Source organism: Amycolatopsis sp. EV170708-02-1 (assembly GCF_022479115.1).
GTDB lineage: Bacteria > Actinomycetota > Actinomycetes > Mycobacteriales > Pseudonocardiaceae > Amycolatopsis.
Window position 1 is genome coordinate 5,979,821 of sequence record NZ_CP092497.1, and the last position, 13,452, is coordinate 5,993,272.

The window sequence follows — 13,452 nt, forward strand, 5'->3', positions numbered from 1 at the left end:
GCATGTCCGCTGTGACCCGAGCCGCCGACACCGTGCTCGACCGGACCCTGCTCGGGTACGGCAACATCGGATACCTCCTGCGCCGGAAGTGGTGGCCGGAGGATCCCGCGCCGGACGCGCTCGCGGGCAAGGTCGCCGTGGTGACCGGCGCGAAGGCGGGCCTGGGCAAGGCGACGGCCATCGGCCTGGCGAAGCTGGGCGCGACCGTCCGCATCGCGATCCGCGGCGACGGCGAAACCGCTCGCGCCGAGATCGAACGCGCCGTCCCCGGTTCGCGGATCATCGTCGACCAGTGCGACGTCAGCCTGATCTCGTCCGTCCGCGACTACGCCAAGGATCTCGATGGCGAGGTCGACGTCCTCGTGCACAACGCCGGGGTCATGCCCGCGGAACGGACGGAGACGGCCGAGGGCAACGAACTCATGCTGGCCACGCACGTGCTCGGCCCGCATCTGCTCACCGCGTCGCTCCGGCCGAAGCTCGCCGGCGGCGCGAGGGTGATCTGGGTCAGCTCCGGTGGCATGTACGGCCAGCCGCTGCGCGCCGAAGACCTGCAGTACCGCCGCGACGAGTACAAACCGGCCGCCGGCTACGCGCGCACCAAACGGATGCAGGTGGTGCTCGCCGAGCTCTGGGCGGACCGCCTGGACGGTTCCGGGGTCACCGTGCACAGCGCCCATCCCGGCTGGGCCGACACGCCGGGGGTCGCGACCGCCCTGCCGGCGTTCCGGAAGCTGACGCGCCCGCTCCTGCGGAACCCCGAGCAGGGCGCGGACACGTTCGTCTGGCTCGCCGCCGCCGGGGAACCGGGCCGGTACAACGGCATGTTCTGGCACGACCGTGTCCAGCGCCCGACGCACTATCTCCGCAAGACCCGGGAAACCGCCGCGCAGCGCCGGGAACTCTGGCAGGCCTGCGAGCGGCTGACCGGGCTCTAGGCCAGATCCACCATGGCGACCGCCGGAACCGTCGGCGCGGGCGACCCGCCGGCGGGTTCCGCGGTGATGCCGACCCGGTCGATCCCGTCCGGCAGGTCCGCGAGGACCGGCCGAGTCCGTTGTGGACTGTCCGGCGCCAGCAGACCGGCGGAATGCACCCCGCTCTTTCCGATGAGCCACACCTGATACACCTTGCCCGCCGCCAAGGGCGGGAGGTCACCGGCCAGTACGACGATCTTGCCCTGGCTCCGCGAGGTCACCACCGTGGTCGTCCCGCGTTCGGCGCCCCTCACGGTCGAGGCGTCGGGCGCGGCGAGCACGGCGTCGACGCCGGTCAGCTGCGGTCGCGCGGGGTCGGTGCCCGTGGTCACCAGACCGAACACCAGCGCTCCGACGGCGGCCGCCGCGGCACCCCAAAGGGCGACGCGTGTCTTCACGGCCCCGCCGCGACGCGCGACCGCGGGCGACCACTGACGGGTTTGGGATACCCGCGTGAGCGTCGCTTCCCGCAGTCTCGGCGGCGGCGCGGTGGCCAGCCCCCTTCCCAACCGCGCGGCGGTCTCCCGGAGTTCCCGGACCTCCTGGCCGCACGCGGGACAACCCCGCAGATGCCGTTCGAACGCCGCGGCCTCTTCCACCGGGACGGCGTCCAAGGCGTAGGCCCCGGTCAACGTGTGCAGCTCGGCGGTCATTGCCCCACCCCCAAGCAGTCGCGCAGCCGGATCAGGCCGTCGCGGATACGGGTCTTCACCGTGCCGGGCGCGGTGTCGAGTACTTCCGCGACCTCCGGGTACGTGCACCCGTTGTAGTAGGCCAGCACCACCGATTCGCGTTGCAGGTCGGTCAGCGCGGACAGGCACTGGCGCACCCGCTGCTGCTCCAGGTTGCTGATCGTCGATTCGGCGACCTCGTCGAAGGGGCGCCGGAAATCGAGCCTGCCCGCGCGATCGTCCCGGTCGAGCGCGGCCTGATGCGACCGCACCCTGTCCACCGCCCGCCGGTGCGCGATGGTGAGCACCCAGGCCAGCGTGCTCCCCTTGCCCGGTTTGAACCGCGCGGCCGTCCGCCACACCTCCACCAGGACCTCTTGAGTGACCTCCTCGGCGAACGTGCCGTTGCGCACGACCCTGTTCACCACGCCCCACACCGGCCCCGCCACGACGTCGTACAGATCGGCGAACGCCTGTTCGTCGCCGGCCGCGACCCGTTGCATCAAGCTCGTCTCGGCGGGCTCCGTTCCGGTGCCGCCACTTCCGCGCGGACTCGTCCGCACACCCTCGACCATCAAGCCGCCTCCACCTCACCCGACGCCCGGCTACGCGGTTGCCATGGCGTCCGGGAGGGATTCGGTGCCGAGAGCGGATCGGACTGGTCCGGAGCTAAGCCTGTTCTTCGAGCACGTTGTCCATTGTGGACTTCAGCTGCCGCAGGAAGCCCTCGAAGCGTTCGATCTCCTCCGGCGGATACTCCGCCACGAGCGCCGCGAGCCCGGCGCTGAACGGCCCGAAGAACTCCCGCGCGGGCGCCTGGATGTCGGTGCCGCTGCGCAGGGTCACCACCCGGCGGTCGGTGTTCTCCCTGGTCCGCACCACGTAGCCGAGGTTCTCCAGCCGGTTGAGCAGGTTCGTGGTCGCGCCGGAGGTCAGTGCGATGCGTTCGCCGAGCCGGGCAGGCGACAACGGTGATCCGGTGTCTTCGGCGTAGAGGATCTCCACAAGCGCGGCGGCGTCGGTGGCGTGCAGCCCGAGCCAGTCCGCGAACCGGCGGGTGAACTCGGTGTAGTTCGCGCCGAAGCTCCGGAGGCCGTCCAGGAGCGACGCGCTCCGCGCCGCGACATCGTCCGCCATCACCCCTCCTCGGTTCCGTGCTTTGACAACCTACCGGCCACAAATATACCTTCATGGTGAAGCTACTTTCTCATGAAGGAGTTCTTGTGCTCCCCGCCCCGTTCGCCGCGTCGACCCGCGGCATCACCGAACCCGACCCGGTGCGTCCCGCGCTGCGTGCCGCCGGTCCCCTCGTCGAAGTGGCCGCCCCCGAGGGCGGAAGCGCGTGGATCGTCACCGAGGAGGCGCTGGCCCGCGAAGTCCTCTCCGACCCGCGCATCGCCAAGGATCCGGCGCTGGCCCCTGCGGGCTGGACCCAGCTCGAACAGACCGCCGCCGAACAGCCGTCCCTCACCACACTGGACGGGCCTGAACACACGCGTTTGCGGCGAGCGCACGCCCCACTGCTGAGCGCCAAACGGATCCAGGCTCAAGCGGACCGGATCCACCGGATCGCGCGCGCCCTGCTGACGGAACTCGGCGGCGGGACCGTCGACCTCATGGACGGCTTCTCCACCCGGTTCCCGCTCACCGTGCTGCTCGACCTGCTCGGCATCCCGCTCGCCCTGCTCGACACCGCCGTCGACGCCTGCCGCCGCATGTCGGACCCCGAGCCGGGCGCCCAGGGCAAGGCCATCGCCGCGATCGCGGACCTCGCCGCCGCGGGACTGACCCCGAACCGGACGGGGCTCGCGACGGAACTGCGCGACAGCCTTCCACCCGGGACGTCCGAAAAGGACCTGCGGTATCACCTGTTCGCGTTGATCTTCGCCGGACAGCTGACCACCGACGCCTCGATCGGTTTCCTGATCTCGCGGCTGCTGAACGGGGACAAGGCCTCCGTGAACGACCTCGTCCGCGAAACGCTCAAGGACCATCCGCCCGCGCCGTTCACGCTCTGGCGGTTCACCACCGAGGAACTCGACCTCGCCGGGATCCGGCTCCCCGCCGGAGCGCCGGTGCTCGTCGACATCCAGGGCATCAACACGGACCCGGAGAGGAGACCGGGTCCGGACCTGACTTTCGGCGCGGGGCCGCACTTCTGCGTCGGCGCCCAGCTCGCGCAGCTCGAACTGCGGGCGGTGGCGACGGTGCTGCGCACGGACTTCCCCGAAGCCCGGCTCGCCGTGCCGTACCGCGAACTCCGGCAGACGTTCCTCGGCGGCATCCAGGGCACGCGGCTCACCGGCCTGCCGGTACGGCTGCACAGCTGAACCGGGCCGGGGCGCGGGAAACCGCCGCCCCGGCCCGGAAGGACCGCTACTTCTTGAAGGTGTCGCGGATCTTGTCCGCCGCGTCGCCGACGGCGTCCTTCACGTTTTCGACGGCGCCCTTGAGACCGGCCTTCGCCTGGTCCGCCTGACCTTCCGCGCGCAGTTCGTCGTTGCCGGTGGCGTCGCCGGCGGCCTCCTTGGCCTTACCGCCGAACTCCTCGGCCTTGTTGCTGATCTTGTCGCCCAACGACATCGCGTCCTCCTCCGGATCGTGCGGCTTACGTCCGGAGGACAAACGAAGATCGGGATTCGTCACGCGCACGGACGGGTGATCGCCCTCACCGGAGCAGAGACGTCACCGCGTCGGCGAACGCCTCAGGCGCCTCCTGAGGAACGTTGTGCCCCACCCCCGGCAGCACCCGATGCTCGTACGGCCCGGTGAAGTACTCGCGGTCGCCCTCGGCACCGGGCCCGCCGATGCCGTCGTCCCCGCTCTCCAGCACGACCGTCGGCACCGTGATCGCCGGTTCCCCCGCGATCAGGTCTTCGAGCGCCTGATACCGCGGATCACCCTCCGCCAGACCGAACCGGTGCCGGTACGAATGGATGACGACGTCGACGAAGTCCGGGTTGTGGAGGCTGGGGGCGCTCGCCGGGAACGCCGTGCCGGCACCGGCCCAGGTCGGCGACCAGGTGCGCCACAACAGGGCGCACAGCTCGTCGCGATTCTCCGTCAGCCCGCGGCGGCCGCGCTCGGAATGGAAGTAGTACTGATACCAGTAGGTGCGTTCCCATTCCGGCGGCGCCGGTTCCCCGGCGTAAGCGAGGTTCTGGACGTTGTAGCCGTCCACCGACACCAGTCCGCGCACGCGCTCGGGCCGGAGCGCGGCCACGATACAGGCCGCGCGGCCGCCCCAGTCGTAGCCGGCGACGACGGCGTCTTCCAACCCCAGCGCGTCCATGAACTCGATCAGGTCCTGCGCGAGCGCGGCCTGCTGCCCGGAGCGGGGCGTGGCGTCGTCGAGGAACCGCGTCCCGCCGAAGCCGCGGAGATACGGGACGTACACCGAGGCGCCGTCCGCCGCGAGGACCGCGGCGACCTCGTCGTAGGCACGGACGTCGTACGGGAAGCCGTGCAGCAGGACCACCGGCGGCCCGCCCGCGTCGCCGAGGTGCTCGTATTCGATCTCCAAGACCGGGGTGGCGACACGCTTCGTGGCCATCAGCCGGACCAGCCGCTCAACCTCGTCAAAAGCCGTTCCAGGACTTCGGGATCGGCGCCGACGGGCTCACCGGAGACGGGTTCGTCCACCAGCGTGCGCCGGTCGCCTCGCCTCGGCAGCCGGACCTGTCCGGCGGACAGGCCACCGGGCAGCGGCAGCTCGCACCAGACGGTCACGCCGCCGGTCGCGCTCGGCGCCACCCCGGTCCGCTCGCCGGGCGCGGGCGTCGGCACGGGAAGCCCGTCCAGCTCGTGGTCGACCTCGATGACCAGCACGTCCGACCGCAGGCGCAATCTCAGCGTCAGGAACGGCGGCTCCTTCGGATCGGCCGCGTCGACCAGCGTGCCCACCAGTCTGGCGGCGGCGGTCTTCGCCTGATCGAGCAACGGCCGCAGGGACCAATCCGACAAGATGAGACGGACGAAGAGCTCGGAGCACAACACGGCGTTCGGTTGTGCCACCAGCCGGAGGTCGTCCACCTGGGAAGTGCGCGCGCTCAAACCAAGGCCTTCCTCGTCGACGTGCGAGCGTGCATCATGCCACTCCATCCGGTGAACCCGTCGATCAACCCTTTGGTCCAGTGAAGCGAAGCGGGTTTGGCTCTGTCCATCGGGCCAAACGGCGCGCACAGTGACCTCGTGAGCATCGCCTTCCTGATCACCACGCTGGTCGTGGTCGCCACGCCCGGCACCGGCGTGGTCTACACCCTTTCCGCCGGGCTGGCCCGCGGGAGACGCGCGAGCGTCCTCGCCGCGACCGCCTGCACCCTCGGCATCGTCCCCCACATGATCGCCGCGATCACCGGCCTCGCCGCGCTGCTGCACGCGAGCGCGGTGGCGTTCGAAATCCTGAAGTACCTCGGTGTGGCGTACCTGCTCTACATGGCGTGGGCGACGCTGAAGGATCGGGAAGCCATCGTCGTGGAGGGCGATCCCGAACCCGCGTCGGCGCTGCGGACGATCACCTCCGGTGTGCTGATCAACGTCCTGAACCCGAAGCTGACGCTGTTCTTCTTCGCGTTCCTGCCCCAGTTCGTCCCGGCGGGCGAGCCCGGTTCGCTTCCCCGGATGCTGCTGCTGAGCGGGGTGTTCATGCTGGCGACGTTCGTGGTGTTCAGCGTGTACGGCGTCCTCGCCGCCGGCGTGCGGCACCACGTCCTTTCCCGGCCGCGCGTGCTCGCCTGGCTCCGGCGGGTCTTCGCCGGTTCCTTCGCCGCGCTCGGCGTCAAACTCGCATTCACCACCCAGTAGACAGGCCCGGTATGCGACTCCAGCACCACCCGGAAATCCGCTCCGCCCACCCCGGCCTCGCCGTCGGCACGCTCCGAGCCGCCGGGATCACCCCGGAACTGCCGGTCGATCTCGAGAAGTTCGTCGCGCGGGCGACGCGACGGCTCTCGGACGGCCCGGAGTCCGAGTTCCCCGAGATCCAGGCGTGGCGGCGGGCGTTCGCCAAGATGGGCCTGAAGCCGACGCAGTACCGCTGCGCGTCGGAGTCGTTGCTGCGCAGGCTGCGGAAGGAAGGCACGCTCCCCCGCATCCATCCGGTGATCGACCTCTGCAACGCGGTTTCGGTCGCCTACGCCATCCCGGTGGCGGTGCTCGACGTCGCGAAGATCAGCGGCTCGCTGGAAGTCCGCCACGCGCGAGGCGACGAGAAGTACGTGACCTTCGCCGGCACGGTCGAGCAGCCGAACCCGGGCGAGGTGATCTTCGCCGACGAGGACGGTCAGGCCCACGCGCGGCGCTGGACGAACCGGCAGAGCGGGCACTCCGCGGTCTCCGCCACGACGTCCGACGTGCTGATCGTTTCCGAAGGGCTGCACGCGACGGCGGCGGAGGACGTCCGGCTGCTGATCGAGGCCATCGCGGGCGAACTCGCCGCGGCGGGCGTCGTCACGAGGCCTTGAGCGCCTTCTCCAGACTCGCGCGGGTCATCTTCGACCGTCCCTTGATGTCCCGTTCCCTCGCCAGCTTGTCCAGATCCGCCTTCGACAACGAGGACAGGTCCTTCTTCGGCGCGGCCTTCTTCGCCCCGGACTTCTTCTTGGCCTTCCCGCTCTCCACGCTCTTCGAAAGCGCCTCGAACAGGTCGACGACCTTCGTCGGCTCCCCGGGTTCGGTGGCCGGCGTGATGGTGTCGCCCTTCTTCTTGGCCTTGATCAGCTCCCGCACGCGGTCGGTGTAGGTGTCGCGGTACTCCTCGGGGCGCCAGTCGTCGCTCATCGCGTCGATCAGGTTGACGGCCATGTCGAGTTCCTTGCCGCGCGCCTTCGCCTTGCCGGGCAGATCCGGCAACTGCTCGGCGGGATCCCGCAGGTCGGCCGCGAAATGGAGGGTGTTGAGCACCATCACGCCGTCGCCGGAGCGCACCAGCGCCAGGTACTCGCGGCCGCGCATGACGAATTTGGCGATCCCGGCCTTGCCCGAGGAATCCATCGCCTCGAGCAGCAGCGCGTACGGACGCTCGAACTCGTCCTTCGCGGGCGCGAGCCAATAGGTCTTGTCGAAGAACATCGGGTCGATGGCGTCCAGCTCGACGAAGCTTTCGATGTCGAGCGACTTCGAGCGACCGGGCGCGATCTCGTCCAGTTCCTCCGGCTCGACGACGACGTACTCGCCGCTGTCGAGTTCGTAACCCTTGACGATGTCCTCGTAGCCGACTTCCTCGCCGGTGCGCTCGTTCACCCGCCGGTACCGGATGCGGTCCTCGGTGCCGCGCTGGAACTGGCGGAAGTGCACCGTATGGTCTTCGACCGCGCTGTACAGACGGACCGGCACGGTCACCAGACCGAGCGAAAGCGAACCGCTCCAGACCGGGCGCATGGGCACACACTCCTCTCCTCCAGCGACTGGTACCCGCGATCGCGGCGGATCACACCTGGTCAGAGGCTGAAGGCGAGGGACTGCAGCAGGACGACCCCGAGGAACACGAGGGTGAAGGCGAGGTCGAACGCCACGCCACCGGCCCGCACCGGGCGGACCACCCGGCGGACCGGCGCCAGCACGGGCTCGGTCAGCCGATGGGCGAAGTCGCGGACCCGGAACGCCCAGCCGGGCAGCCGGGTGGCGAGGTTGACGGCCCAGTCCAGCAGCATCCGGACGATGAGCACGACCAGGAACAGGGTGAGCAGGACACCTACAAGATCACCAAGAGCACTCATGACGGCACACTCCTCTTCGGTCCAGTGTGCCGCGCTTTGCTGGGAGCAACCTGTGACAGGAAAAAAGGGCTACCAGGGCGGTTGGCCACCCCCAGTACGAAGGCCAACCGCCGCGGAGCCCCTACACACGGTTCGGCGCGCTGCCCCGTCGCTCCGACCCGCCAGCTGTGCCACCAGCTTTCCAAGGGCCTGCATCGGAATTACATCGGCTCTCCACCGCCGGACATCCGCGCAGATCAGGGGTCGTGGGGCGTAGAATCGGGAAGGTTTCAGGGCACGCCCGCGCACGCTCGTTAGGCCGAATGCAGTACGGCGCACCCCGCGCCGATCTGGCTGGAGGCCGAAGCGGTGGGCTAGGGTGCCGATCAGCCGGCGAACGGACTGGAGGTAGTGCGTGAGCACGCTCACGGCCTCGGACGACATAGTCGCATATGACCGCTGATCGTCTACCCGATTCGGCGGGATCGCCTCGAACCGCCGTCCACAGTTCCCAGCTCGGCTTTTCCGTTCTCGGCCCGCTCGAAGCCGAGGTCGACGGTGTCCCCGTCCGGCTGGGCGGACGCCGTGAACAGCGGCTCCTCGCCGCCCTGCTGATCAACGCGGGGCGGTTGGTCCCGGTGTCGTACCTGATCGGCACGATGTGGCCCGAAAACCCGCCGAAGACCGCGGTCCGCCAGGTCAGCAACGCGATCGCGCGGCTGCGGCACGACCTCGGGGTGGCCCGGTCGGCCGTGGTCACCACCGGTTCGGCGTACCGCGTCGTCATCAGCAGCGCCTCGCTCGACTCGGCCCGTTTCGAAGCCGACTACAACCAGGGCGCCGAACTCCTGGCGGCCGGGCTGATCTCCCAGGCGGCCGCCAAACTGGCCGACGCGCTCTCGCTCTGGCGCGGCCCGGCGTTCGACGGTCTCGAAGGCGACGCCATCGAGCAGACGGCACGACGCCTCGACGAAGAACGGCTCGCCGCCTGTGAGCTCCTCATCGGCGCCAGGCTCCGGCTCGGCGAGACCGAGGCGGCGGCTCGCGAGGCTTTCGACCTCGCCGCCTGGCATCCCACCCGCGAGACCCTGCAGTGCCTCACCATGCTCGCGCTCTACCGGGCGGGCCGCGGCGCCGACGCGCTCCGGACGTTCGACCGGACCAGGATCGCGCTCGCCGAGGAACTCGGCGTCGATCCGAGCGCCGAGCTGAGCGCGCTCCACCAGCAGATTCTGCGCGCCGACACCGAACTGATGGAGGACGGCGCCCTCGTCCGGTACGGCGTCGGCGGGCTCCGGGCCGGAATGGACACCGGCGGGCGACGCGAGGACGCGGACGCGCAGAAGGCGCTCTTCCCCCGTCCCGCCCAGCTGCCCGCGGACCTCCCCGCGTTCGGCGGCCGCGCCGCGGAACTGCGGACCGTCCTCGAGATCGGCCAGGACGGCTCCTCGGCGGGGCCGCGGCTGATCGCGATCGACGGTATGCCCGGGGTCGGGAAGACCGCGCTGGCCGTCCACGCCGCGCACCGGCTCGCCCCGCTGTTCCCGGACGGGCAGCTGTTCGTGAACCTCGAAGGGTTCTCCCCGGCCGGAGACCCCGTCGACCCGGGGACCGCGCTCGAAGCGCTGCTGCGGTCCCTCGGCATCCAGGGTTCGGACATCCCCGCCGGGACCGAACAGCGCGCGGCGTTGTTCCGCAGCTGCCTCGCCGGCAAACGTGTGCTCCTGGTGCTGGACAACGCCATCGGGGCGACGCAGGTGAGCCCGCTGCTGCCCGGTGCGGCGAGCTGCTGCGTGCTGATCACCAGCCGCACCCGGCTCGTGGACCTCGACGGCGCCGAACTGCTCTCGCTGGAACCGTTCAGCCGGGCCGACGCGGTGGACCTGCTCGGCCGGATCGTCGGGCCGTCCCGGTTGAAGCGGGAGTCCCCGGACGCGGCCGACCAGGTCGCGAGCCTGTGCGGCGATCTCCCGCTCGCGCTGGCCGTCACGGCGAGCAGGCTGCGCGCGCGGGCGTCGTGGACGCTCGACTTCGTCGCCAGGCAGCTGCGCGACGAGCGGAACCGGTTCGGCGAGCTCACCGCCGGCGAACGCGACGTCGCGGGCGCGTTCCGGGTGTCCTATCTGAACTTGAGCGAAACCGAACGGCGGGTGTTCCGCCGGTTGAGCCACCATCCCGGCGCCGCGTTCGATCTCCACTCGACCGCGGCCCTGGCCGAAGTCGACCTCGCCGAAGCCCGGCGGCTCGCCGAACGCCTCGTCGACGTGAACCTCCTGCGCCAGCCGTCGATGGACCGCTACGAGATGCACGACCTCCTCCGCAGCTACGGTCGCGAGCTCCTGCTCGCCGAGGAGCCCGAACACCAGCGCGAGGCGATGATGCGGCGGCTGTTCGACTACTACCGCTGCACCGTCGCGGCCGCTATGGACTTCATCGACCCGGATTCCGAGGAGGAGCCGGGCGGCCTCGAGGTGCCGAAGAGCGAGTTCGGACAGTCCTTCGCCGACTACGACCAAGCCGCGCACTGGATGGACGCGCAATGGCAGAACGTGCTGCCGGTGGCCGTCGCGATGAACAACCACCAGCAGTACTCGGACCTGGTGCCCTTCTGTTCGGCCGTGTGGCGCTACTTCGACAACCGCGGCTACTACCGGCAGGCCAGAGAGCTGGAGACCCTCGCCCTGTCCGCCGCGCGGGTCACCGGGAACGTGGTCCTCGAGTACCAGGCCCTGCACATGTACGCGCTGACCCTGTGGCGGCTCAACGAGTTCACCGAGGCGAACCGCCTGTTCAACGAGGTGTTCGAGCTGGCCGCGACCACCGGCGACATCCGGATGCAGTGCCGGGCCAGGGGCAACTCGGGGGTCACCCACTGGCTCAAGGGCGAGTCGGACGAGGCGATCGAACACCTCGGCTGGGTCCGCGAGACCGCCCATGCCCACGGCAGCGTGCTCATCGAGGCCCGCGCCAGGCACCGGATCGGGCTGATCCACACCGAGAGCAGGCGCTATCCCGAAGCCGCCGAGGAACTCGACCAGGCACTGCGACTGGCGCAGGAGAACGAATCCCCCGATCTCGAGGCGGAATGCTTTCTCGCCCTCGGTATCAATTCGCGCGGACTCGGCGACGGCGCGCTCGCGGTCAGCCAGTTGCGGACGGCGGTGGAAGTGCTCGAATCGACCGGGAATCGCAGCATGCTGCCCATCGCCCACAAGGAGATGGCGTTCGCGTTCGACATTCTCGGTGATCGGCTGAATGCGGACCGTCATCGCCGGTTCGCATTGCGCCTCTACACCGATCTCGGCATTTCCGAGTCACCCGAGGTTCGTGAACTCAAACAGCGCCTGAACGATTACTCGGCGTAATTAGCCGTTCTGCTCCGGTACTCTGTTGGCGTAGGTATATTCGCTTGACCGGAGTAACCGTTCACGGAGAGGATCAACGGCATGCACGATGAGGACGACGAGGAGTTCTTGTACGAGCTCGAAGCGGAGTACAAGGCGCAGAGCACCTGGGGCGGGTTCGAGCCGCCGCACGGCGGGCCTCCTTTCCGCTCGCGACGCTGAATGACCTGAAGTATTCGGAAAGTATTACTGGGGACTGGGGCGCAAGACATTCGATGCTGGTCAGGGTTTCCTCATGCGGAACGCTCTATTGGTCCGATGGTGACGTCGTCTGGGACGATCACCTCGGACATCGCCAGCTCAAACTCGCCGAAGGAACCGAACGTGTCCTGCGATGGTTCAGTTCTTGGCGAGAACCGGAATCGGTCCGCGACGCGGATGAGAATCCCGAGATCGGGGAAAGGCTCGTCCGTATCGCGCGAGCGATGATCCGGTACGAAGTACTGGTGGTGAAAGGTTCTCACCGGCAACAACGCGAAGAAGAGATCCTTCGCGATTGGGGTCCTTGGGGAACGTCCGCGCGGGCGTTTCACTTCGGCACCCGCTCGTTGCGCGAGACCGAGTTCACGACCAGCGAAACGACGGCGAAAACCTTGCTGGAGAAGGCGAAGGTCAGCCCTCCGCCTTCTCCAGTGAGGCCGTCGGGCGAGCACCACACGATCGCGCTGCCCGAACCGTCACCGGAACCACTGAACACGATCGGGCTCGGCGACGCGCTGAGCCGGCGCAGAAGTGTCCGCGAGTTCGGTGAAGAACCCTTGCGGCTGCCCGATTTGAGCGCGCTTCTCACGGCGGCCAGGGCGACGAGGCCGGAAACGCATCCCGACATCCCCGCCACCGGGAACGTCTTCAAGACGAGCCCTTCGGGCGGGGCGCGGCATCCGACAGAGGTGTACGTCTACGCGAGGAACGTCGAGGGCCTGGCCCAGGGCGTCTACCACTACGACGGCTTCCGGCACGGCCTCACCCCGCTGGACGGCAAGATCGACGACGACCAGCTGATCGCGCTCGCCGGCGACCAGCAGTGGGCTGGGAACGCGGGCGCGCTGCTGATCTACACCAGCGTCATCGAGCGGAACCAGTGGAAGTACCCGGTGAGCCGCACGTACCGCGTGCTGCTGATGGACGTCGGCCACCTCAGCCAAACCGTGTACCTGCTGGCGACCGCGCTGGGCCTGAACGTCACGTTCACCGCCGCGCTTCGCGACGAACTGGTCGAGGACCTCCTCGGCTGCGATCCCGCGAACGAGCTGGTGCTCGGGATGTCGGTGGTCGGCACTCGCCGGTGACGGCGGTTGATGCTGTTCGGCGGCGGAGGCGCCTGGCCGGATTTCGGCGGCGGCTCTTCGCGGCCGCCGCGGGATCGCGCGGGCATGGCGCCGGGCCTGGCTCCGGGCCTGGCGGGGCATCGAAGAAGTACGTCGTGATGGCGGTCCTTGATCAACCCGTTGCCGCTTTTCGGCGACGGGTTGAACGGCGAGGTTCGTCCGAGCCGCCAGGTTCCTCGGTGAGGGGTTCGTGGGGCAGTCAGCTGATATCGAGCCGGGTTCTCTGGTGAGCGCATGGCCGTTTTCCGGCAACCGGGTCACGGTGGCGCCGCACAGGTCCCTCCATGCGGCCGATAGCGATCGCAACGCACGACAACGACTCAGAATGGTGACTCGTCAGCGCGGGGTGCGCGCAGTGGCGGGTGAGCCGTCGTAGC

At 69.3% G+C, this 13,452-nt stretch carries 15 protein-coding genes; 6 read left to right on the plus strand and 9 right to left on the minus strand.

Translation table 11 applies throughout. The features are described from left to right. The first annotated feature begins 2 nt into the window (after positions 1–2). Positions 3–938 carry an SDR family NAD(P)-dependent oxidoreductase gene (locus tag MJQ72_RS26895; protein ID WP_240593792.1) on the plus strand — a complete coding sequence of 312 codons (936 nt, stop codon included), beginning with the start codon at positions 3–5 and terminating at the stop codon, positions 936–938. Here MJQ72_RS26895 and MJQ72_RS26900 read toward each other — a convergent pair. From MJQ72_RS26900 to MJQ72_RS26910, 3 genes are all read right to left on the minus strand, one after another. Continuing rightward, positions 935–1,630: an anti-sigma factor domain-containing protein gene (locus MJQ72_RS26900; RefSeq protein ID WP_240593793.1), complete on the minus strand. Its 696-nt coding sequence runs from the start codon at positions 1,628–1,630 to the stop codon at positions 935–937. The genes MJQ72_RS26895 and MJQ72_RS26900 overlap by 4 nt on opposite strands. After that, positions 1,627–2,223, minus strand: coding sequence for an ECF RNA polymerase sigma factor SigK (gene sigK / locus MJQ72_RS26905; RefSeq protein WP_240593794.1), 597 nt, complete (start codon positions 2,221–2,223; stop codon positions 1,627–1,629). Before sigK ends, MJQ72_RS26900 begins: the two co-directional genes overlap by 4 nt. A gap of 94 nt (positions 2,224–2,317) precedes the next feature. Further along, positions 2,318–2,785 carry a MarR family winged helix-turn-helix transcriptional regulator gene (locus tag MJQ72_RS26910; protein ID WP_240593795.1) on the minus strand — a complete coding sequence of 156 codons (468 nt, stop codon included), beginning with the start codon at positions 2,783–2,785 and terminating at the stop codon, positions 2,318–2,320. 86 nt (positions 2,786–2,871) lie between these two features. Between MJQ72_RS26910 and MJQ72_RS26915 the strand changes: the two genes are divergently transcribed. Then, the gene (locus tag MJQ72_RS26915) at positions 2,872–3,978 is read left to right on the plus strand and encodes a cytochrome P450 (RefSeq protein WP_240593796.1); all 1,107 of its coding nucleotides are present in this window, start codon (positions 2,872–2,874) and stop codon (positions 3,976–3,978) included. Between the two features lie 46 nt (positions 3,979–4,024). Here the strand turns inward: MJQ72_RS26915 and MJQ72_RS26920 are convergent, their stop codons facing one another. The 3 genes from MJQ72_RS26920 to MJQ72_RS26930 form a co-directional block, all read right to left on the minus strand. After that, complete coding sequence (locus MJQ72_RS26920) at positions 4,025–4,231, minus strand: CsbD family protein (RefSeq protein ID WP_016335858.1); 207 nt, start codon at positions 4,229–4,231, stop codon at positions 4,025–4,027. 85 nt (positions 4,232–4,316) lie between these two features. Next, positions 4,317–5,201: an alpha/beta fold hydrolase gene (locus tag MJQ72_RS26925; RefSeq protein ID WP_240593797.1), complete on the minus strand. Its 885-nt coding sequence runs from the start codon at positions 5,199–5,201 to the stop codon at positions 4,317–4,319. Next, positions 5,201–5,701 (minus strand): hypothetical protein, encoded by a 501-nt coding sequence (locus MJQ72_RS26930; RefSeq protein ID WP_037344996.1) that lies wholly within the window; start codon positions 5,699–5,701, stop codon positions 5,201–5,203. Before MJQ72_RS26930 ends, MJQ72_RS26925 begins: the two co-directional genes overlap by 1 nt. Before the next feature lie 138 nt (positions 5,702–5,839). On the opposite strand from MJQ72_RS26930, the gene MJQ72_RS26935 reads away from it, so the two are divergent. Beyond that, entirely contained in the window at positions 5,840–6,451 is a 612-nt protein-coding gene (locus tag MJQ72_RS26935; RefSeq protein ID WP_240593798.1) for a LysE family translocator, read from the plus strand. Positions 6,452–6,462: 11 nt separating this feature from the next. Then, complete coding sequence (locus MJQ72_RS26940; protein ID WP_240593799.1) at positions 6,463–7,110, plus strand: B3/4 domain-containing protein; 648 nt, start codon at positions 6,463–6,465, stop codon at positions 7,108–7,110. Here the strand turns inward: MJQ72_RS26940 and MJQ72_RS26945 are convergent. Together MJQ72_RS26945 and MJQ72_RS26950 are read right to left on the minus strand one after the other, a co-directional pair. Continuing rightward, positions 7,097–8,026, minus strand: a complete 930-nt coding sequence (locus MJQ72_RS26945; RefSeq protein WP_240593800.1) for a Ku protein — start codon at positions 8,024–8,026, stop codon at positions 7,097–7,099. The two genes, MJQ72_RS26940 and MJQ72_RS26945, sit on opposite strands and share 14 nt — an antisense overlap. Positions 8,027–8,085: 59 nt before the next feature. Beyond that, the gene (locus MJQ72_RS26950) at positions 8,086–8,364 is read right to left on the minus strand and encodes a YggT family protein (RefSeq protein ID WP_240593801.1); all 279 of its coding nucleotides are present in this window, start codon (positions 8,362–8,364) and stop codon (positions 8,086–8,088) included. Between the two features lie 431 nt (positions 8,365–8,795). On the opposite strand from MJQ72_RS26950, the gene MJQ72_RS26955 reads away from it, so the two are divergent. Then, positions 8,796–11,708 (plus strand): BTAD domain-containing putative transcriptional regulator, encoded by a 2,913-nt coding sequence (locus MJQ72_RS26955; RefSeq protein ID WP_240593802.1) that lies wholly within the window; start codon positions 8,796–8,798, stop codon positions 11,706–11,708. Positions 11,709–11,980: 272 nt separating this feature from the next. Here the strand turns inward: MJQ72_RS26955 and MJQ72_RS26960 are convergent, their stop codons facing one another. Beyond that, entirely contained in the window at positions 11,981–12,280 is a 300-nt protein-coding gene (locus MJQ72_RS26960; RefSeq protein WP_240593803.1) for a hypothetical protein, read from the minus strand. Positions 12,281–12,295: 15 nt separating this feature from the next. On the opposite strand from MJQ72_RS26960, the gene MJQ72_RS26965 reads away from it, so the two are divergent. Then, positions 12,296–13,036: a SagB/ThcOx family dehydrogenase gene (locus MJQ72_RS26965; RefSeq protein ID WP_240593804.1), complete on the plus strand. Its 741-nt coding sequence runs from the start codon at positions 12,296–12,298 to the stop codon at positions 13,034–13,036. Positions 13,037–13,452 lie beyond the last annotated feature (416 nt).